The sequence below is a fragment of the Paenibacillus sp. NPDC056933 genome, assembly GCF_042674385.1.
GTDB lineage: Bacteria > Bacillota > Bacilli > Paenibacillales > Paenibacillaceae > Paenibacillus.
Window position 1 is genome coordinate 450,340 of record NZ_JBHUQN010000004.1, and the last position, 20,569, is coordinate 470,908.

21 protein-coding genes and 1 riboswitch are annotated in these 20,569 nt (G+C 48.7%); of the genes, 15 read left to right on the top strand and 6 right to left on the bottom strand.

Going from position 1 to position 20,569, the window contains the following annotated elements:
• Positions 1-254: 254 nt before the first annotated feature.
• The 7 genes from lepB (at position 255) to ACFTRD_RS26175 (ending at position 6,471) form a co-directional block, all read left to right on the top strand.
• The gene (gene lepB, locus ACFTRD_RS26145) at positions 255-830 is read left to right on the top strand and encodes a signal peptidase I (RefSeq protein ID WP_379385263.1); all 576 of its coding nucleotides are present in this window, start codon (positions 255-257) and stop codon (positions 828-830) included.
• A 173-nt stretch (positions 831-1,003) separates the two neighbouring features.
• Complete coding sequence (gene queG / locus ACFTRD_RS26150; RefSeq protein WP_379385116.1) at positions 1,004-2,893, top strand: tRNA epoxyqueuosine(34) reductase QueG; 1,890 nt, start codon at positions 1,004-1,006, stop codon at positions 2,891-2,893.
• Positions 2,894-2,908: 15 nt separating this feature from the next.
• Positions 2,909-3,940: an HD domain-containing phosphohydrolase gene (locus tag ACFTRD_RS26155; RefSeq protein ID WP_062326241.1), complete on the top strand. Its 1,032-nt coding sequence runs from the start codon at positions 2,909-2,911 to the stop codon at positions 3,938-3,940.
• Positions 3,941-4,164: 224 nt separating this feature from the next.
• Positions 4,165-4,428 (top strand): YneF family protein, encoded by a 264-nt coding sequence (locus ACFTRD_RS26160; RefSeq protein ID WP_192263097.1) that lies wholly within the window; start codon positions 4,165-4,167, stop codon positions 4,426-4,428.
• An 80-nt stretch (positions 4,429-4,508) separates the two neighbouring features.
• The gene (gene folE / locus ACFTRD_RS26165; protein WP_024633001.1) at positions 4,509-5,102 is read left to right on the top strand and encodes a GTP cyclohydrolase I FolE; all 594 of its coding nucleotides are present in this window, start codon (positions 4,509-4,511) and stop codon (positions 5,100-5,102) included.
• A 219-nt stretch (positions 5,103-5,321) separates the two neighbouring features.
• The gene (locus tag ACFTRD_RS26170; RefSeq protein ID WP_379385119.1) at positions 5,322-6,176 is read left to right on the top strand and encodes a lipoate--protein ligase family protein; all 855 of its coding nucleotides are present in this window, start codon (positions 5,322-5,324) and stop codon (positions 6,174-6,176) included.
• Between the two features lie 70 nt (positions 6,177-6,246).
• Entirely contained in the window at positions 6,247-6,471 is a 225-nt protein-coding gene (locus tag ACFTRD_RS26175; RefSeq protein ID WP_053779639.1) for a hypothetical protein, read from the top strand.
• A 150-nt stretch (positions 6,472-6,621) separates the two neighbouring features.
• Here ACFTRD_RS26175 and ACFTRD_RS26180 read toward each other — a convergent pair whose 3' ends face one another.
• Positions 6,622-7,941: a Fe-Mn family superoxide dismutase gene (locus ACFTRD_RS26180; RefSeq protein ID WP_379385121.1), complete on the bottom strand. Its 1,320-nt coding sequence runs from the start codon at positions 7,939-7,941 to the stop codon at positions 6,622-6,624.
• 198 nt (positions 7,942-8,139) lie between these two features.
• On the bottom strand, positions 8,140-9,168 hold the full coding sequence (locus tag ACFTRD_RS26185) for an alpha/beta hydrolase (protein WP_379385123.1): 1,029 nt from the start codon (positions 9,166-9,168) through the stop codon (positions 8,140-8,142).
• A gap of 357 nt (positions 9,169-9,525) precedes the next feature.
• On the opposite strand from ACFTRD_RS26185, the gene ACFTRD_RS26190 reads away from it, so the two are divergent.
• Both ACFTRD_RS26190 and thiC read left to right on the top strand, forming a co-directional pair.
• Positions 9,526-10,269 carry an IclR family transcriptional regulator gene (locus tag ACFTRD_RS26190; protein ID WP_379385125.1) on the top strand — a complete coding sequence of 248 codons (744 nt, stop codon included), beginning with the start codon at positions 9,526-9,528 and terminating at the stop codon, positions 10,267-10,269.
• 119 nt (positions 10,270-10,388) lie between these two features.
• A riboswitch (TPP riboswitch) is annotated at positions 10,389-10,502 on the top strand.
• A gap of 366 nt (positions 10,503-10,868) precedes the next feature.
• Complete coding sequence (gene thiC, locus ACFTRD_RS26195; protein WP_379385265.1) at positions 10,869-12,653, top strand: phosphomethylpyrimidine synthase ThiC; 1,785 nt, start codon at positions 10,869-10,871, stop codon at positions 12,651-12,653.
• 209 nt (positions 12,654-12,862) lie between these two features.
• Here thiC and ACFTRD_RS26200 read toward each other — a convergent pair whose 3' ends face one another.
• From ACFTRD_RS26200 to ACFTRD_RS26215, 4 genes are all read right to left on the bottom strand, one after another.
• Positions 12,863-13,555 (bottom strand): aspartate/glutamate racemase family protein, encoded by a 693-nt coding sequence (locus ACFTRD_RS26200; protein ID WP_379385128.1) that lies wholly within the window; start codon positions 13,553-13,555, stop codon positions 12,863-12,865.
• A gap of 214 nt (positions 13,556-13,769) precedes the next feature.
• On the bottom strand, positions 13,770-13,937 hold the full coding sequence (locus ACFTRD_RS26205; protein ID WP_017690769.1) for a hypothetical protein: 168 nt from the start codon (positions 13,935-13,937) through the stop codon (positions 13,770-13,772).
• A 541-nt stretch (positions 13,938-14,478) separates the two neighbouring features.
• Complete coding sequence (locus tag ACFTRD_RS26210; protein WP_379385130.1) at positions 14,479-15,300, bottom strand: zinc ribbon domain-containing protein; 822 nt, start codon at positions 15,298-15,300, stop codon at positions 14,479-14,481.
• Positions 15,301-15,369: 69 nt separating this feature from the next.
• Positions 15,370-16,320 carry a helix-turn-helix transcriptional regulator gene (locus tag ACFTRD_RS26215; RefSeq protein ID WP_379385132.1) on the bottom strand — a complete coding sequence of 317 codons (951 nt, stop codon included), beginning with the start codon at positions 16,318-16,320 and terminating at the stop codon, positions 15,370-15,372.
• A gap of 83 nt (positions 16,321-16,403) precedes the next feature.
• Here ACFTRD_RS26215 and ACFTRD_RS26220 point away from each other — a divergent pair, with 83 nt between their 5' ends.
• The 6 genes from ACFTRD_RS26220 (at position 16,404) to ACFTRD_RS26245 (ending at position 20,546) form a co-directional block, all read left to right on the top strand.
• The gene (locus ACFTRD_RS26220) at positions 16,404-17,099 is read left to right on the top strand and encodes a response regulator transcription factor (protein WP_379385134.1); all 696 of its coding nucleotides are present in this window, start codon (positions 16,404-16,406) and stop codon (positions 17,097-17,099) included.
• The gene (locus ACFTRD_RS26225) at positions 17,092-18,180 is read left to right on the top strand and encodes a HAMP domain-containing sensor histidine kinase (protein WP_379385136.1); all 1,089 of its coding nucleotides are present in this window, start codon (positions 17,092-17,094) and stop codon (positions 18,178-18,180) included. The genes ACFTRD_RS26220 and ACFTRD_RS26225 overlap by 8 nt, the downstream gene beginning before the upstream one ends.
• 98 nt (positions 18,181-18,278) lie before the next feature.
• Positions 18,279-19,142 carry a M15 family metallopeptidase gene (locus ACFTRD_RS26230; protein WP_379385138.1) on the top strand — a complete coding sequence of 288 codons (864 nt, stop codon included), beginning with the start codon at positions 18,279-18,281 and terminating at the stop codon, positions 19,140-19,142.
• A 27-nt stretch (positions 19,143-19,169) separates the two neighbouring features.
• Positions 19,170-19,721 (top strand): VanZ family protein, encoded by a 552-nt coding sequence (locus ACFTRD_RS26235; protein WP_379385140.1) that lies wholly within the window; start codon positions 19,170-19,172, stop codon positions 19,719-19,721.
• 12 nt (positions 19,722-19,733) lie between these two features.
• Positions 19,734-19,946, top strand: a complete 213-nt coding sequence (locus ACFTRD_RS26240) for a hypothetical protein (protein WP_379385142.1) — start codon at positions 19,734-19,736, stop codon at positions 19,944-19,946.
• Between the two features lie 204 nt (positions 19,947-20,150).
• Positions 20,151-20,546 carry a hypothetical protein gene (locus tag ACFTRD_RS26245; protein WP_379385144.1) on the top strand — a complete coding sequence of 132 codons (396 nt, stop codon included), beginning with the start codon at positions 20,151-20,153 and terminating at the stop codon, positions 20,544-20,546.
• Positions 20,547-20,569: the final 23 nt, after the last annotated feature.

Sequence of the window (20,569 nt, forward strand, 5' to 3'; positions counted from 1 at the left end):
CGCATCTTCTGCCGGATATTGGTGCTCATAACCAATTGTTTCACACTTCCAAATGAAGTAGACTTAAAGAGAGTATGATGCATCGAATTAGATCATAACTGAACGTATGTACCTATAGAGCACCGGATTATTGTTATTGGATGAGCAACGTCTTTATGTGTGGACAACTTGCTGAGAGTCCGGAAATAGACGTTTTTAACAAAATTGATAAACGAGGTGTCCCTGTGAATTCCAACAACTTTTCTACGGAGCATATGGCTCCAGAGGAACGAAACGGGTCGGCAATGCCTGATCAACCGGGAAAATCCTGGGCTGCAGAGTTGTGGGATTGGGTGAAAACCATTGTGATTGCTTTTGTAATCATGATGCTTCTCAATCTGTTTGTATTCAATCTCTCGATGGTCAAAGGGCAATCGATGCAGCCAACGCTGGTCGAGCGGGACCGTTTATTTGTGAATAAAATTGTATATGATTTTGGGACACCATCCCGTTCGGATGTCATCGTACTTCGTGATCCAAGCGAAGGCGTCGAGAAGAAGGATTTTCTGGTCAAACGGGTTGTCGGACTTCCCGGAGATACGATTGAAGTACGGGATCATCATTTGTACGTGAATGGCGAGCAGCAAGCGGAAACGTATACGGATACGGAGGTTCAGGATCCTGATTTTGGACCGGTTACGCTGGAAGCGGACCATTACTTCGTGATGGGGGATAACCGTCATGAAGGCAAGAGCAAGGATAGCCGTGTGTTTGGAAGTATTACATCCAGTGAAATTGTAGGCCGGGCGGAGTTTATCTTTTGGCCGTTCTCGGAGATCAGAAAACTGTAAAATGTGAGCAGGACAACAACTTCACAACGCATTTTGCGTAAATTATATAGACTCGGTTTCATATTCAAATACGTTATGCAAGATTTGCATATCGAAATCAGCGCCTGTCCTCCCCCGTGAGGCGGGCGTTCCCTGTTTACGGAATACGAGCTGGAAGAAGCGAGGGAAGAGACATGACAAGCGTACAGACCGGGGCAGCACAGGCAGCCGCTGTATGGGAGAAGTTAAAACAGGAGATTAAGGCTGCTGCCCCAGGACTGGGCATTGATGATATTGGATTTGCTTCGGCAGAACCGTTTGTGACATTGAAATCCATACTGGAACAGCATCGGGCTAAAGGCTATGAGTCCGGATTTGAGGAGCCTGATATTGAGAAAAGGGTACGTCCTGAACTGAAAGATGGCGAGCCTGCTTCGCTCATTGCCATTGCCGTGGCTTATCCGTCGAAGATGGTCAATCCTCCGAAGTCAGAGCCAGGCGCATATCGCGGTATTCTGGCCCGTTCCGCCTGGGGGCAGGATTATCATCAGGTCCTGCGGGCAGCAATGGACAAGCTGGTTCATTTTATACGTGAGCGCGTACCTGAAGCCATGATCGAAAGTATGGTAGACACCGGGGCGTTGGTAGATCGTGCAGTCTCTCAGCGCGCAGGGATTGGATTCAGCGCCAAGAACTGTGCCATTATATCGCCCAAATTCGGTTCATGGATCTTTCTCGGTGAACTGGTCACGAATATTCCGTTTCAGCCGGATACACCGGTGACGGAGGATTGTGGTGAATGTACGAAGTGTATTGATGCCTGTCCAACAGGAGCATTGGTGGGACCTGGACAGCTGAATGCACAGCGCTGTATTTCATTTGTGACCCAGACGAAAGGGTTCGTGGATGAAGAGTTTATGCTGAAAATTGGTAACCGTCTGTACGGTTGCGATACTTGTCAGATCGTCTGTCCAAAGAATCGTGGCAAGAACTGGGATCATCATCCCGAGTTTCATCCCGATCCAGAGATTGTGAAGCCTTTGCTGTTACCGCTGCTGGACATTGGCAACCGTGAATTCAAAGAGCGTTTCGGCCAAAGCTCCGCCGCCTGGCGGGGCAAGAAGCCGATTCAGCGCAACGCCGTGATTGCCCTGGGCAATTTCAAAGACAAAACCGCTGTACCGAAACTAACCGAGGTACTGAAGCGAGATCCGCGTCCTGAGCTGCGGGGAACCGCAGCCTGGGCGCTGAGCAGAATTGGAGGAGAAGACGCAATGAGAGCGATTGGGGAAGCTGCCGCTAACGAACAAGATGGGAACGTGCTAAGCATGCTGCAGAAGGCCAAGGAACGACTGAGTGCGTCCATGACCTTACCCGATAAGACGAAGGCAAAGCAAGTAAGCCATGTTAAGCTTGAGGAACAGAAGGAACAAAACAAGCAGAACAACCCGTTGGACATGCAACTGTCGATTCAGAAAACGGAAGATGCACCCGAACAGGAAAGCGGGCAAACTACAAAGTCAGCCAAACCGGAAGCGGCAGCATGGAAACCTTCGGCCGTAACGGGCCTGCATGGTACGCCGGTCTATTACGATGAGGTGCTGACACCAATTGGTACGCTTACGCTCTGTGCTACGGATAAAGGCCTGTGTCACATTGATTTTGGAGCTTTCCACGTGCGTGAAGCGCATCTGCAACAATGGGCCCGTACCTGGATTGGCGAGTATCGATATGAGAGAAATGAAGAGAAGCTTAGTGAAGCTGCAAAGCAGGTACAAGCGTATTTTGCTGGAGAACGAAAAGGGTTTGATCTGAAGCTCGATTTGTTTGGAACACCGTTTCAGCTACAAGTATGGCAAGTCCTGTCCGATATATCTTATGGAGAGGCCTCATCACACCAACAGGTTGCGGAAATCATCGGCAGACCCAAAGCGGTTCGTGCTGTTCTGGATGCGATTAGCAAAAATCCGATTCCGATCATTATTCCCTGTCACCGCATCAGCGGCAAGGACGGAACCCTGGTGGGTTATGTAGGCGGTCTGCAAACCAAAGAGCAATTGCTCACATTGGAGCAGCAATCGTAAGAGCGGGGGACGTTCATGAAGTATGTTAACGTGGAGAGCGTGGAAGCGGGGGAGCTTCTGGGCAAAACAGTATATTCCGGTAACGGTACAGTATTGCTGTCTGCCGGAGTCCAACTCACCGTATTTATGGTTAATACGCTGAAGCGTATTGGCGTTACCATGCTATACATCCAGGATGAAGCGTATAAAGATGTGGATACAGAAGACATTCTGGATGAAGCCACGAAAAAGGCAGTAATTAATGAAATGAGTGTCACGCTTGACTCTATCCGTTCCGGGAAGGATTGGAGCCCGAAAAAGGTTGCAATCAGCATAGACAAACTGCTGAATGATGTCCTGAATGGACGTGAACTGCTAGTTCAGCTCACCGATATTCGGACCAAGGATAACGCACAGTATGTTCATGCCATGAATGTATGCCTGCTGTCGTCTGTCATAGGCCTGAATCTGGGGCTGAATTATGTGCAGCTTAAGGATCTCGCTATTGGAGCCTTGCTGCATGATATCGGCAAAGTGGGCGAGTCATCCGGCAGCGGTTCGGCAGCAAATTCTTCCTTGCACCACACGTGGAGGGGATTTGAGCTGATCAAATCCAAACGGGAGTTCAATCTGCTCGTGGCACATACGTCTCTGCAGCATCATGAGCATGTGGATGGCACAGGGCTGCCAAGAGGCATTAAGGGAAAAGACATTCATCTGTTTGCCAAAATCGTCAGTGCAGCTAACACGTATGATAATCTGATTAACGGTTTGTCGGGTCGCAGCATGCTGCCACACGAAGCATGTGAAGAGATGATGGCCATGTCTGGCACGAGGCTGGACCGTGATATTCTGATTGAATTCAACCGAAGTGTGTCCGTTTATCCGAATGGAACAGCTGTTCGATTGTCTACCAAAGAGACCGGAGTTATTGTACGTCAGCATCGGGGGTTGCCCGGCAGGCCGGTCATTCGGGTTGCACGTGGCAGTACACGTTATGATCTGGACGTAATAGAAGTGGATCTGGCTCAGCAAACAACCGTTTTCATAGAATCAGTGCTTGCGTAGCTGATTCGGATCTGCCTGAGTGGTTTTAAGCACCGTTTTCTGTTCGTTTGCTGGGTGACAAATTCAGAAACCAACTGGAAAATCCGTTTGCTCAAGGCGTGCGGAAATGCTATGATAGCTTTCAGGAAATCCGGTTCGTGACATGTTTATATCTTGAGCGTTTAACATCAAGTGCTGACACGGATCATCAGGCTTTTTAGATTGCATACAGAGGTGTCTAAGAGATGGATATTGTAATACCGATTATTACATTGATCGTAGGTCTGGTCGGGGGATTTTTCATCGGGGTGTACTACTTGCGTAAACAACTCGAGAAAATGCAAAGTGATCCCGACATGCTCCAGAAGATGGCGAAGCAAATGGGTTATAACCTGAACGGCAAGCAAATGCAGCGAGCCCAGCAGATGATGAAGAACCAGCAGCCTGGCGCGAAGATGCCTCAGCCTGGGCAACATCCTGCGCGTAAAAACTCGGGCCGCCGAAAATAAAAGCTGTTTGAATCGAATTATGCATAATGCTGAAGTGAATGACTGCTTACAGCATGTGGTTCGAAAGGAGGCGTTCGGCAGTGGCTGGCGTTAAAGATTATTTGAATTCAAAAGTATCCGACAATCGGGAGAAGATCGAGTACCATGTGGAACAGATCCTCAAACTGATCGGAGAAGATAGTACACGCGAAGGGCTGCTTGAAACGCCTGCACGCGTGACCCGGATGTACGAAGAGATTTTTGGCGGATATGAAGTGGACCCACGTGATGTACTGGGAGTTACTTTTGACGAGAATCATGAAGAACTGGTCATTGTGAAGGACATTGTCTATTACAGCCAATGTGAACACCATATGGCACCTTTCTTTGGCAAGGTGCACATTGGATATGTACCGAGTGGCAAGATTGTGGGATTGAGCAAAATGGCCCGTCTGGTTGAAGCGGTTACCCGCCGCCTGCAGGTTCAGGAGCGTATTACCTCACAGATTGCCGATATTCTGACTGAAGCGGTAGAGCCGAACGGTGTCATGGTCGTTGTGGAAGGTGAGCACTTGTGCATGTGTTCCCGCGGCGTGAAGAAGCCTGGCAGCAAGACGGTAACGTCGGCTGTACGTGGTTCTTTCCGTGACAATCCGGCACAGCGTGCCGAGTTCCTGTCGCTCGTGAAAGATTAAGATCGGGCTCAGTCCACTCGTTGGACAAGCCGGAAGTATTGATCCTTTGGCAATGGCAGAATAGATGCTAGTGCCCATGGAAGATTTCATAAAATAAGCCGTGTTCCCTGGGGAACCGGCTTATTTATATATTACTTTTGCATGTACACAAGGTGATACATAAGGATCACGCTATTACTTCACTTCATCCAGATTAGTTTAGTCGGAGGCTATCATAATATGAGTGTACCGTCCAATTCAGATCAACCCGGATCGCCGGGAGCAGAGCAACCAATGCCGCTTCACCAGTCCTTGCGTCTTCAGATTTGGGAGACACCACTGCTGCGCCACGGAAGCAGCGTTCTTGAAGCATTTGCCTGGGAAGAAGTGATGTGCCGCCGAGTGGGAGAGGGGCAGTTACCTGTTGCTCATATTTGGCGGCATCCAGATGCCTTTGTAGCGGGGCTGCGGGATCGGAGGCTGCCACATGCCGTAGAAGCCATGGAACGCATTAGAGACATGGGAACGGCGGTCTGTGTTCGTCCATCGGGTGGAGCAGCAGTTCCCCTGAATCCAGGGGTGGTCAATGTGTCGTTGATCCTACCCAACCCGGGCCGTGCGATCAATATTCATGATGATTTCCGGGAGATGGCTTCACTGATCGCCGAATCGCTAACACCATGGTCGAGTCAGGCACAGACGGGTGAAATCGAAGGTGCTTTCTGTCCTGGTGATTATGATGTCAGTGTGGGCGGACTGAAATTCTGTGGTATTGCCCAGCGCAGGCAGGCCAAGGCTTATATCATTACAGCTTTTATCATCGTGGAAGGACAAGGAGACCAACTGGCAGCAGACGTTCGCAAGTTCTATCAGGACGCAGCAGGCGGTGCAGGCGAAGGGTATCCCGATGTTCGGCCGGGAACGATGGCGAGTCTGCAGGAACTGGCAGGTGTCCCTTCTACTGCGGCGTATACCGCATCGCTGGTGCGCACACTGCGGCAGCGTTACCCCCTGGCAGAGACAAACCGAGTGTTGACCGTGGAGCAGGAAGCCGTAAGACTCACAGCCGAGCAGATGAAGCTGCGCTACGATTAGTTTCACAAGCTTGGACTTGGAATTGGGTAATAGAGATGATATGATGTGATTTCGAAAGGAGAGTGTCTACATGGAAACATTAAGATATACGTATTTATATGAGGTCATTTCCACAGGCGAAAAGTCTGAATTCAGCCAAATGGCAACAAGCAAGGAAGAAGCAGCTGCCCTGATCGTTGCACGTATCGCTGATCTTGAATTTACAGGTGAAGAAGATATCAAGCTGGGTGATCTGATCGCGATTAGCAAACAGGTTGGCGACAACTATGTGGCCTGTGAGGGTTGCGCCTCTTAATGGCGTGAAGTTCATAGAATTATCCTGATACAAGCAAGTCTTCTTGGATCAAGAGGCTTGCTTTTTTTGTGAGTTTCAATATAAGAGATACCTTTCAGTCATCCGGCTGAAAGATATCTCTTTTTTGGCATATTTCCGAATGTTTAATTCTCAGTAAGGCGGCCACAACAGCTTGCGTGCGGTCTCGTAACGTTCTGCCACAGCAGGCCAGTACACGACATTCCACCAGTCCTCAATATATTTTTTTCGTTCATTTTGGTGTTTCAGGTAATAGGCATGCTCCCATACATCGAGTGGTAAGAGTGGGACGATGTCGGATTGGGACAGGTTCTGGTGTTTCTCCGCCTGCAGAATCTCCAATCTGTGCGCCCGTGGGCTCCAGACCAGCATGGCCCAGCCACTGCCTTCCACTTTGTTGGCAGCTTCGGTGAATTGATTTTTGAACGCTTCATAGCTGCCGAAATCCCGCTTGATCTGCTCTGAGAGCATACCGGAGGGTTTGCCTCCACCTTTGGGATTCATGACCGTCCAGAAGATCGTATGCAGGTAGTGGCCTGCACCATTAAAGGCGAGTTCACGTTCCCAATGTTTGACGAGTTCGAAGTTATTCTTTTTCCGCGATTCCGCCAGCTTTTTCTCTGCGGTGTTCAGTCCGTCCACGTAGGATTGATGGTGTTTGTCATGGTGAATGCGCATCGTCATCTCATCAATATGGGGCTCAAGGGCGTTATAAGCATAGGGCAGGGGAGGGAGAGTGTGTCCACCGATGGGAACAGGCTTCTCCTTGACCGGCGCTGCCGAAGAGGTGGATGAACCCTCTGTAGTTGAAAGACTAGACTGAACAGCCGCAGATGATTGTGCCTGCACTGATGGAGGAGGGCTCATTTTTCCGACTGTAGAAGCAGGACCTTCCGCTGCCTCCCGAATGGCCTCCCCGGAATCGTATGTGAGGTTTTCTTGTAAATTAGGTTCAGACGGGTACCCCGAGGTTTGAAGAATCTGATCCAGTGAAAAAGATGGGTCAGCCGCCAAATCCCGCATAACTCCAGGCTGCTTCAGCGTATCGAGCACCCCCAGGAAATACTCGGATTCTCGAATGAAATGCAGGAGAACCACTTTGGCGAGTGGCACAGCCTGCACGGCAGTACTTTGCTCCAGCAGGACATACAACTGTCTAATGAACTCCCGCGACTGTGAGCAGGAGGCGGCGATCAGTTGTTCGATGCAGCGGATGATGTAGGGGGCCGGAGGGTGAGTTCCTGGCAGGAGCTGCTTCAGCAGTTGATTTGCCGTTCGCTCACTATTCGCAAAGGTAGCCTCCCATTCCTCAAGCAGCTTGACATAAGAGGACTCAAGCTCAGGAACCAGTGCTCGCAAAACAATCGTATGCTCTTTCTCCTGCTCTTTCCAGAAACGGATCTCTTCGAGTACCCGCAGAGGCAGCAGATGCCCATATCCATACCAATTCATATACGGTGAACCTCCATTCAAATTGAATTCAAATTCAGACCCAACAGCAGAAATAAAAACGGATCGCCCGGTTCGCTCCATTTTAATGTAGAAGTTAGAGCTGTCTTTAATTACGTCCCAAGAGTATATTCTCCCGGCATGTTGTCCTATGTGTACATAAAAAAAAGAGCCCCTAAGGGCTCTTGAATTACCGAATCATCACGATTCTCCGTTATTGGTATTATCCACATCATCGCTGCTGGTCTTCGTCACATGACTCAGGAATGTGGAGACACGGCGCAGATATTCCTTCGGATGCTCCCGGAAGATCAACTCATGATGCGCACCGTCCACAATCCATTCATCGGAATACGGATTGGTCTGGTTGGCAGCAAGCAGCTCCGCAATGGGGTAAGGGGCTTTCTCGTCCTCGGTACCATGAATGAAGAAGATCGGGAAAGGATAATCTTCTTTTTTCACTTCCTGATACGGAATTTGCTGCAATCCGGTTCCGTTCAGAATCGGGAACAGCAGGTTCATAATCTCCAGCGTAGGCTGACGTGGCAGGTCAATCTGATTATGGATGTTGTGATACAGTGTATCTGGTTCGAGCAGGAACGTGCTGTCCAGAATCATCGCATCCACATCTTTGGTAATAAGTCCAGTCTGGAGGGCCGTACCGGCACCCATGGAGAAGCCCCATACGACAAGCTCCTGAGCTCCGCGCTGCTTGGCAAATTGAATGGCACCAAGCAGCTGCTGGGACTCGGCTTTACCTCCTGTAGCGACGGCCTTGTTCACCTGGGAGGCGAAGCCATAATCGAACATCACCACATTAAATCCGAGCTGGTGAGCATAATGGGCCAGATCATACATCGGAACCCAGGTTTCCTCACGATTCGCACCATATCCATGGCTGAATATGATGGTTTTATTTGCATTATCATCTGCCGGAATATACCAACCTTGCATGGTTCGACTGCCGTCAGCTGCCGGGAACGTGATGTCTTGATACTTCATGTTCTTGGCCTGCATGGGATTGGAGAAGACAGGCGCTACAGTTGGATTGGATAATACCCAGGCAATATACCCGTGTAGTGCAATGAAACAAAAGAGCAGAAAAAATACAACGGAGAGCAATAACGCCACGACAATATGTTTTAACCGGATCAGCCTCGGTGATAACGAAGAGGGCAGATCGGACACTTTCGTTTGCAGCGGGGCTTCGCTCTGGGATGTCTGATACATGATTGCCCCTCCTTTTAAAATCAAATGAAGATAACAACGAGACGAACAGAGCGGATAAATGATTTTTCTGACTACTTATGAAGCAAAAGCTGAATTTAATATATCTTTATCGTATGTTCCAATATAGTCAAAGTCAATTGATTGGAGGCATTTGTTACGCAATTGTTATATAGTTCTGAAGATATATGGTTAACATTTCCTAAGGGTGCAAATTGCAGGGGATTTATATTTATAAAAAGAAAATATTTACACTTCTCCCTATTCCATATTGGCGCTTCTGGTTTACAGATGAGACCGTTTCTCATATAATTTATGTAACCGAGTTTCATGTGATGAAACATGAGGAGGATAACATCCATGGAAGACCGCAAGTTAACCGTCCGGGCTGTAGAACGGGCGCTGGATATATTATTATGTTTTACAACCCGCAGTGATCTGGGACTCACGGAAATTGCCAGCCAGATCGGTCTGCACAAAAGTACAGTCCACCGTCTGATGGCAACTTTGGAGGAACGAGGATTCGTCATCCGTGATGCAGCAACCGAGAAGTACCGACTCGGCATACGCATATGGGAGCTGTCTGCACATATGTCACGCAGCGATGATCCAGCCATTCTGTTCCTTCCTGCGATGGAGCGGCTAAGAGATCGGCTGGGCGAAACGGTGAGTTTGTATTTGCGTGATGGCAGTGAGCGGATTCGGATTCAAGCCGTGCAGAGTGATCAAGCGATTCGCCGTGTGGCTCCGGTGGGAGTGAGGCTGCCGCTATCCGTGGGAGCGTCCAGCAAAGTGCTGATGGCTTTTGCGACCGAAGAGGACCGTGAGGATCTGATGAATGGGCCGGAATGGCCTGTATTTATCGATCCCAAAGTGTATCTAGCACAGATGGGTGACATTCGTGAGCATGGATACGCAACAAGTTATGAGGAACGTGAGCCGGGAGCAGCAGCAGTTTCTGTCCCTATTATGGACCGCAGAGGTAATATCGCTGCCGCTTTGTCGGTATCCGGCCCAGTTAGCCGCCTGTCCCAGGAGACCTTGCACGAATACGCACCTGTGTTGAAGGAAGCTGCCACACAGATGGGGCTTATGCTGTCCTGATTTCAGATTTCTGGAATATAAAGGTTGTCTTTTTTATTTCAATACGCTACTCTGTAATGGACGGCCTCACAGGCCAGCATAACTGAATATGGATCTGCAGCGTATATGCTGCAACTTGTTAACGTTACTGGGGGAGTCCGAATTGTCCGGACTGAGACGGAATCGCATGAGATTCCGGACCCTTTGCACCTGATCTGGATCATACCAGCGTAGGGAAGTAATCGGCGATACGACCACGAACACCACATATGTGACTTATGGATGGACTCCGCTCTGGAGCCTGCATGAGTTGCATGAGTGGTGATGGACATAGGCCGGTTCCCTTGGGAACCGGCTTTTTTTATATACCGTATACAGGCGAACGACGATACCAGAGCTGTTTTTTGGACCATGTGCTCAGAGCGGCTCGCGAGCGTTGGGTAGGAAGTGCTTTTGCCCCACTGTCTGTATTACTTGGAATGTGATGTCCTTATCTTCTGACGTATGACCGCTCTTTCTTTTTCTGTGTTGTGGATGATCCGGGACTGTGCACAAAGCTATCAATCCAGTCGATTACCAATGAGGAGGAGACAAGAGCGATGAGTACAGAGAACAGAACGATGGGACAAGACGAGCAGGATCAGCCGTTGGAAAAGAGTACAGGTGCGGCCGGACGGGTTCAGCCCTTCCCGGGCAGCCGCAAAGTGTACATTCAGGGCTCACGACCGGACATTGCTGTACCGGAGCGTGAAATAGCCCTTCATGACACGAATACTCCCCAAGGGGTGGAGCATAACGAGCCGCTGCGTGTCTACGATACGAGCGGACCAATGACTGATCCCGGATTTCATGCCGATATCCGGGCAGGGTTGCCCGCGCTGCGTACCCGCTGGATAACGGAGCGTCAAGATGTTGAGGCCTACCAGGGACGAACGGTAAAACCGGAGGATAACGGATTGAAACCGGGCGGGAAGCGAGCTGGAGCCGAAGAATATCCTGGCTTACGAGGTAAACCGCTGCGGGGACAGGCTGGGCGCTGCGTGACCCAGATGCATTATGCAAGGCAGGGAATCATCACGCCGGAGATGGAGTTCGCTGCCATTCGTGAAGGGGTGGAGCCGGAGTTTGTGCGGCAGGAGCTGGCGAGTGGCAGGGCCATCCTGCCGTCGAACATTAATCACCCGGAGAGTGAACCGATGCTGATCGGGCGTCATTTTCACGTGAAGATCAACGCTAACATCGGAAATTCTGCCGTATCCTCCTCCATCGAGGAAGAGGTGGAGAAGATGACATGGGCCGTGCGCTGGGGCTCGGACACAGTGATGGACCTGTCCACAGGTCGAGACATTCACACTACCCGGGAATGGATCATCCGCAATTCACCTGTGCCAATTGGCACGGTGCCGCTCTATCAGGCGCTGGAGAAGGTGAATGGCGAAGCTGAAGCGCTGACCTGGGAGTTGTATCGAGACACGCTCATCGAGCAGGCAGAGCAGGGCGTGGACTATTTTACGATTCATGCCGGCGTGCTGCTGCGATATATTCCAATGACCGCCAAACGGATGACCGGCATTGTGTCACGGGGCGGGTCCATTATGGCAGCATGGTGCCTTGCGCATCATCAGGAGAATTTTTTGTACACCCATTTTGAAGAAATCTGTGAAATTATGAAAAGGTATGACGTGGCGTTCTCTCTAGGGGACGGACTGCGCCCGGGAAGCATCTACGATGCCAATGATGAAGCCCAGATGGCTGAACTGGTTACGCTTGGTGAACTCACGCAGATTGCCTGGAAGCATGATGTGCAGGTGATGATCGAAGGTCCGGGACATGTGCCGATGCACAAGATTAAGGAGAATGTCGATCTGCAAATGGAGATCTGCAAGGAGGCGCCGTTCTATACGCTGGGACCGCTGACAACCGATATTGCACCAGGATATGACCACATTACCTCAGCGATTGGGGCAGCGATGATCGGCTGGTTCGGCACGTCGATGCTTTGTTATGTTACGCCAAAAGAACATCTGGGTCTTCCCAACAAGGATGATGTACGGGAAGGGGTTATTGCCTACAAGATCGCTGCTCATGCCGCCGATCTAGCGAAAGGTCACCCGCGTGCCCAGCGCCGGGACGATGCGCTGTCCAAGGCACGGTTTGAGTTCCGCTGGCGGGATCAGTTCAACCTGTCACTGGACCCGGAACGAGCGCTGTCCTATCATGATGAGACGCTGCCAGCCGAAGGGGCCAAGGAAGCCCATTTCTGCTCCATGTGCGGGCCGAAATTTTGCAGTATGCGTATAACGCAAGATATTCGTGCCTTTGCCGCGGACAAGGGACTGTCCGAGAATGAGGCCGTGGCTGCGGGCATGCAGGAAAAGGCAGAGGAATACCGGACACGCTCCTAGGCGTCGTTACAACGCAATCTGGACAGCCTGACATAGTGAAAAGCCGTTCCTCTCCGTGATCGCGGAGAAGAGCGGCTTTAACTTGGGTACGTGGCGCGCACACTTCATTTCGAAGGACAAGGATTTCAACACAGCATATTTTTTATCAGCTTTATACCATTCGGAAGCCTCTCATTCGAGAGTCTTTTTATTTTACTTCACAAACTTACCTAACGCCGAATTATGTTCAAATTCTTCTCCAAATACGCCGCAAGCGAAGCCAATGGACTATAAATCAACATGTCTGTATCTGCGGTGACACGCGCCGCTGCGGGAGCCATGGACAGTTGAGCGGCTATTACCTTTTTAGTAGGGAACTGCTCAGCAATTTGCTGTAATCCAGCACTCACCGCCGCTAGATAGCCTTCCTTATCGCCTCGCATAATTAACTCAAATGCCCCCGGGATCAGTACCGCTTCAGTCCCCATGGTCACGGCCTCGTGCAGCTGCTCATGTTCATCATCTTGCTGCAAAGCCTGATTCACCCGCGCCATCGTTCCTTCAATCGTTGCAGGGTTGGTAAACGCCAATATGAATCTCCCCGGTACCCGTTTCATTTCCTGAAGTAATGGATCATCAATGCCGACTACTGGAATGGGAACATGCTGTGCCTCCTGCCCGAGTACAGCCGCAAACAGGGTACAAGTGACGAGGATGGCGTCGGCATGACAGTGTGCGATCCATTGCAGCGTCTGTGATACTTTCTCATATGTAACTGCCTCGGTGAAATCAGCGTCATGTTTGAGGCGATCCAGACCCGGATCAACATAGTGTACGAGCTCAACATCGTAGAGAACGAGTGCTTCTTCGATCAGTGCAATGTTGGAATAATGAGCGTGAAAACAGGCGATGGTCATCATCATATTTTCCCCCTGAAATGGATTATGTTGTCTCAATAAGTGCCGCAAATATTTAACCCATTATAGAGGTTTATAGAGATGTGACAATAGATTGTACATATGTATAATGCGGATGTAACAGCAATTAAAGTGAAAACGCGAATAACCGTTCATCCGCAACTTCGCAGAAGAACGGTGAATATACAGGAAGCGAGTATGAATTCGCTCCTCATTTCATTTATCGCAGTGAAGGGGAAGCATTCTTTTTAGCCATTTTTTGCTGCAGAATTTCATGAAAGGATAGACCTTGAGTGTTCTCATTCTCCTTTTTGGGAGCAGTGGTCGCCGTGTTGCGCGGATACTGGTGGTGGTACGGGATCATTTGCTGAATAGGCATGCGGATCATCTTGGTTCCTCCTTTAATGCATTCTCGAATATGCATATGTGATTTTTATTAGATTATGTATTCCGGCGAGTTATCGTCCCTTTTACGCAAATAGGTATATGTGACTTGTTAGACGAAACAGGCAACTTAAGGTGTAATTCCAATTGGATTGTAGTGATTTTACCCCGTATTCGGGAGATGTAAACGTTTTTGGGGAAATTCAGGAGGAAAGGACTGCATATGTGAGGTTTCTTATGGGAGGATAGAAGCGGTATTTAAGTGAATAGACCCAGTTTTGAGAATGCCAATGGGTCAAAATTAAGACCTATTGTCTGGCTGCATAGGTACGACGCAAGCTAACTAACTTGGTACCATGGTCGGTTGTCGGGTGCATATTAGGGCAATTTTCGAAGGGGGAGATAACGTAGTATGGCAAAAAGCCGCCAGGAAAACCTGACGGCCTAACCGCATTTTGCAAAATCCAGTGAACGGTATTCAATGGCTAAAATATAGATCGAAACGGTCCAATTGGAATGAAGAAATGAACATAATCACTTTTTTCTTATTGTTCTTGCCGAACAGCAATATACAGATCTACTTGTACGTTCTCAGGATCGAGACTCCGCTCATCATACAATTCGAAATCGCCGGTAAACGTGCGCTCCCCCTGATTGTTCCAGGCCCACACCGCACCCCAGGCTTCACCTACAACTTCGGCCATCGGTCCCTTTCTGGAGGTAAACACTGCATACGTCGCAGGCGGCAGCTCAACGGAATTCACTCCCTCAGGCAATGTTTCTTCCGGATCTACCTCATGCCCCACCAGTATGGTGTATTCTCCATTTATACCATCCGTATAGTCTGCGTAACAGCCATAGCGGGCCGCTTCAGGGGCTGGCTGATGATCTGAAGCGAAGTAGCTGTTCCAGAGACCCTGAATACAGCCTTTGCCACTAATCTCAATGGCGTTGGTGGTTCTGGCCGACACACCTGCAAGGCGTTTCCCTGGCAGTGTGACATACCGAACAGGTTGGCCAGATAGAGTGTTATCGCCATCTAGCCGACCGGGATGAGCAGGCTCATTTGAATTTTCTGCCGAAAATGCCGCACTCCGTTCAGAGGCAGAGGTACTCCATCTTTTCAAAAAAGGGAGTTGGTTGCGCAGCATTGACCTTGCGGATTCCTCGTCCATACCTTCCTGGTCCAGGATGGCTGTGCACATTTCAATCATGCCCTCCAGCGTAATATCGGGCTGCTCGAACTTGCCCTCTTTGTAACAGTAGATACAGTATTCGCGGGTTGCATTACCATCCGCTTCTGTTCCGAATTGGGCGGGGGTCGTAAGCGGCATTCCGCAGCTTTGGCATACGGTGACGTTCATCATCAATTCCTCCTCGTTATGTACAGCGTGAATATAGTAAAAGTATAACGGGAGGAACTGGACATCTGTCTGTCAGGTTAGGGGAGGAGCTTTATAATTTTGCACAATCTGTTCAGCGATTCTACGAATCCCCTCTCGAATATGCAGAGGCTCCAGTACTTCGACATCTGCACCAAATCCAAGAATGAACCCATACAGCCAGTTGTCCTCCGGAAATGCGACCTGGCTGATATAATACCCCTCACCATCCGAAACGACGTTTTCTATGCCAAACCATTCCTCTGCTATGTGGCGGATACGGGCATGGAATCTCAGGCTCAGGCCCACCTTATTATCCGGAGTAGCCCAATCCTGCTGCCAGGGCTTGTCCTGCAGGTTAATCGGCTTGCGTTCGAAGCTCCCTTGTGCAAGGGTAACGTCTCGCATACGGACCAGCTTGAACATGCGGAACTCGTTGCGTTCGTGACAGAACGCATAGAGGTACCAGGAATGCTTTTTGAGCACAAGGGTATGCGGATCGGTCGTTCGATGGGTCTGGGTACCCTCGGCACTGCAATAGGTAAATGTGATAGGCCGCAGTTGATCCATGCCCTGCTCAATGAGCTGAAGCTTGATTTGCAGCTCTTCGGGATGCGTCCACATCGAATAATCCACAATGAAGCGGCTGGTATTGGCCTGAAAATCCTCATTCTTGGCTTCAGGCACGATACTGCTGAGTTTCTCCATCAACAAGTCCCGTGCCACATTCGTATGAGAAGTGGAGACACTGCGCAGCGCAGTGACAATAGAGGCCAGATCCTTGTCGGTCAGTACATTCCGGTCAAGCCGGTAGCCTTCTGCAAGGCCAATACCGCCGCTTGCACCCTGATAGGTGACGACAGGAATCCCCGCCTGACCCAGTGTGTCTATATCCCGGTAGATGGTGCGGATGGATACTTCAAACGTGTCCGCCAGATCCTTGGCTTGTACACGGCCGCGATTGATCAGCAGCACGACAATAGCTAATAAACGGTCCAGTTTCATATATTGGATTCCTTTCAATCATTTATAAGTTGGATTCAGATATGTTATATTGTTGAGCATCACATATAGGAGTGGAATAAGCAATGAAGCGTATTACGATTTTGATCGCAGATGATGAAGTTGAGATCGCAGATCTGGTTGCGTTGCACTTGCAAAAAGAAGGATATCACATCATTAAGGCATTCGATGGGAAAGCGGCGGTCCAAGCCGTGCAGACACAAGCGATAGATTTAGCCATTTTGGATATTATGATGCCTGGTATGGATGGTTATGAGGTCACCCGCAAAATTCGGGAGCACTACCACTTGCCTATCATTTTTCTGAGTGCCAAAACCTCGGATATGGATAAGATCACCGGGCTCGTGATGGGTGCGGATGATTATATGACCAAGCCATTCAACCCGATGGAGCTGGTTGCCCGGGTGAATTCCCAGCTGCGCCGTTCGCTTCAATTCAGCCAGTCTGCACCGGTCCAGCGCTCCATTCTGGAAAAAGGCGGGCTCATTATCTCTCCAGATCAGCATAGTGTCACCCTGTACAGCAAACCAGTAGAGTTAACACCGAAGGAGTTCGACATCCTGTATCTGCTCGCGAGCCATCCCAAACAGGTGTTCAGTGCGGAGAGCATCTTTGAACAGGTATGGGGAGAGGCTTATTACGAGAGCGGTAATACCGTTATGGTTCATATTCGGACCCTGCGCAAGAAGCTGGGGGAAGATGTGGACAAGAACAAGTTTATCAAAACGATCTGGGGTGTGGGGTACACGTTCAATGAATAAACGCAGAAGCTTTCGAACGACCATGATTCTGTTGCTTGGTTTAAGCATGCTTGCGTCTGGCGCGATTACCTTTGGTGTATATAAGCTGATGCAATACTATTACATGGGTGTGCGCGCAGAAGATCCGCTCGCAGAGTATCGCCATTTTATGAGAAGTATAGGGGATATCTACTTTTTCCTCATCTTGTTCATTCCGCTTGCCATCCTGTTTTTCTTCTGGTTTACCAAGCCTTATGTCACTTATTTCAAAGACATTTCTACGGGTATTCGGCATCTCGCCAGTGGGGATTTCCAGCACCGCGTGCAGATTTCGACGAAGGATGAGCTGGGCGCTATTGCGGAGGATATAAATCTGGCGAGTCAGAAACTGAAGGAAGCAGTAGAACGAGGAGATTTTGCCGAGAACAGCAAGGACCAGCTGGTAGTAAACCTGGCGCATGATCTGCGAACCCCGTTAACTTCCGTATTGGGTTATCTGGATCTGTTGGTGAAAGATGATCAACTAACGGAGGAGCAGGTTAGGCACTTCACATCCATTGCGTTTACCAAATCCCAGCGTTTGGAGAAACTGATTGATGATTTGTTTGAAATTACCAGAATGAACTATGGCATGTTGCCGATTGAGAAAAAGAGACTTGATCTTAGTGAACTGCTGAGGCAGATGAACGAAGAGCTGTACCCCGTTTTTGAAAAAAATCGTCTGGTCACCCGTCTTCATATCGATTCCGAACTAACCATTTCCGGGGATGGTGAGCTGCTTGCGCGCGTGTTTGAGAACCTGTTAATCAATGCAGCCCGTCACGGCAAGGATGGTCTCTATGTAGATATCCATGGACATCGTGATGCAGGACAGGTTATCATTCAGGTCTTGAACTATGGCGGACATATTCATCCAGAGGATCTGCCCCATATCTTCGATATGTACTATACCGGGGATCGTGCCCGGACACCCCAGGAGGGTGGAACAGGTCTGGGCCTTTTCATCGCCAAAAATATCGTGGAGCAGCATGATGGGTCTATCTCGGCCCAAAGTGATGTGGTACGGACCGTATTTGAAGTTCGTTTGCCTGCGTTAGAATGAAGTCCTGTGCCAATTTAAGAAAAACTTTAGAATTGCCCTGCTTTTTTTTAACTAGTTTTCTCTATCCTTGATCATACGAGGTAAAGGAGGAACATGGAATGAGAAAGTGGGGATTTTTGATATGTATCATTGTATTGGGATATTTTCTGATCAAGTCACCTGCATGGCTTCAACAGCCGAAAGAAGCGAATGTGGAAATTCAGAATACGGTTGAAATTCCAGCGGGGTACACCGAAACAATTAGCGTGGATATGAAGAATGAAGTACATAAAGGGAATCTTTTACTGGTCAATTCGGAATATCCTGTACATGCGGATGGTATTAGAACCGACATTGTCAATTTGGCTGAACAACAAGAGCTGGTCCGTGGATATGGCTTACTGGATCAAAATATCATGTTGTCACGGTATGTAGCACAAGCGTTCCAGAAGATGATTGAAGCTGCTGGGGAAGAAGAAGTACGATATTTTATCATTAGCAGTGGCTATCGGGATTTTAAGAAACAGGAGCAGCTTTATGATGAAAAAGGATCGGACTATGCGCTTCCTGCGGGTCACAGTGAACATAATCTGGGCTTGTCCATGGATATAGGCTCCACTCTGGCTGCCATGAGTGAGGCACCAGAAGGAGCTTGGTTGGAGAAAAATGCATGGAAGTACGGTTTTGTTTTGCGTTACCCAAAGGATAAAGTGGACATCACCGGAATTCAATACGAACCATGGCATTTCCGGTATGTAGGACTGCCGCATAGTGCCATCATGTACCATAATAATCTGGTGTTGGAGCAGTACCTGGAATTGCTGCAGCAGAAAAAGAGCATTTCCGCTGAAGTTGAAGGCGAGCACTATCTTGTACGATATTATGAAGCATCCAAAGATAAGACCATCAACATACCTGAGCACGGCCAATATGAGATATCGGGAGACAACATGAAGGGAGTAATCGTGACAGTGGAGGAGTAAACAACAAGAAATACACGGAGGTTCATTATGAAACCTAAGGGATTAAATATTAAGATCGTTTGGGTGGCCGCATTAATTATATATCTATATCTATTAACCAAACTGATTCTGTTCAAGTGGCATACGATGGATTGGGACTTCGTTTGGATTCAACTTATGACGATCGCGCAACAGCCGGAATTGATTCATACGCGAACCGTTAACCTGACGCCATTTCAGGAAATTTTAAGAGACTGGCATAGCCTGACTTTGCATCGTCCGGGTACCACGATCCATTTGCTCGGCAATGTCATGGCTTTTATCCCACTGGGCATCTTCATTCCTGTACTTATGGGGAACAAGCTGTTGTCTGGGGCAAAAGTACTTGTACTTTCCTTGCTTTTGAGTTTTGCTTTTGAAGTAACACAGCTATTGACGGGCATGGGCATATTCGATGTGGATGATCTTATGCTGAACACCTTTGGTGGCATGATTGGGTATGTTCTGTATACAATCCTTGCCGGCATGAAGCGGTTGATTGTGGGTGGAACCACTCCTGCTGCGAAAAAAGAGTATAATTCTAACCAGAGTCGCGTGTAAGGAGGGGAGCATTTGATTTTATTGGCTGCTTTAATGATTGGCACAGGTATTGTGTTTATCGTTCGTCCGCGCTATGTGAGACATTCTTCGTCCGAGGATGGAACCAACAATGATCAAATCACTGCGAGATGGATAGGGTACTCACTGATCATGATGTCGTGTCTGTTCCTAATCATGGCTACACTGCAATCACTGGATCAGGCTTCACACTACATTGGACATTAGAGGAAAGTAGATGCGCCACTTAAACCTTTGTTATATTAATAAGAGAAGCTCCCCATCACCGTGCTAAGTACTGTGGTGGGGAGCTTTTATATCTGCGCCAGATAGGGGGGAAGTGAAAGCAAATAATGATGCGGTTTGCGAGTTGAATTGCTAATGAGGTAGAGTAGAGATGATTAACCCACATCCTTACAAGGAGGACATATATTGTATTCATTGGCTAAACAACTCGCAGGAAGAATGAAAGTTATCATGGAAATTGAAAGTGAAATTGCTGAAGCGGAGAGTCACCAAGATGAAGAAGTAGTGCGTAATTTAGAACAGAAAAGATCCAATTTGATAAAAATGTTCACTCATGAGGAGCTATTGGTCATCAAAACGGTAATGAATGTTGGGCGATCAGAGAGAGGATATCGATATCATTTTAATTCGAATGAAATTGAAATCATTCACTTACCGATTGAGTTGACCGAGCATGAGTTAATGCAGAAATATTCCTACTATCTGGTACATAAGACCAAACAGGAACTTGCCCATGGCATCGAATATTATACGGCTGTCTCGGAACAACTGAAAGAAGGTATGGAAATCCTGAAACTTTAGTCTGCCAATTAGGATCTAGGAGG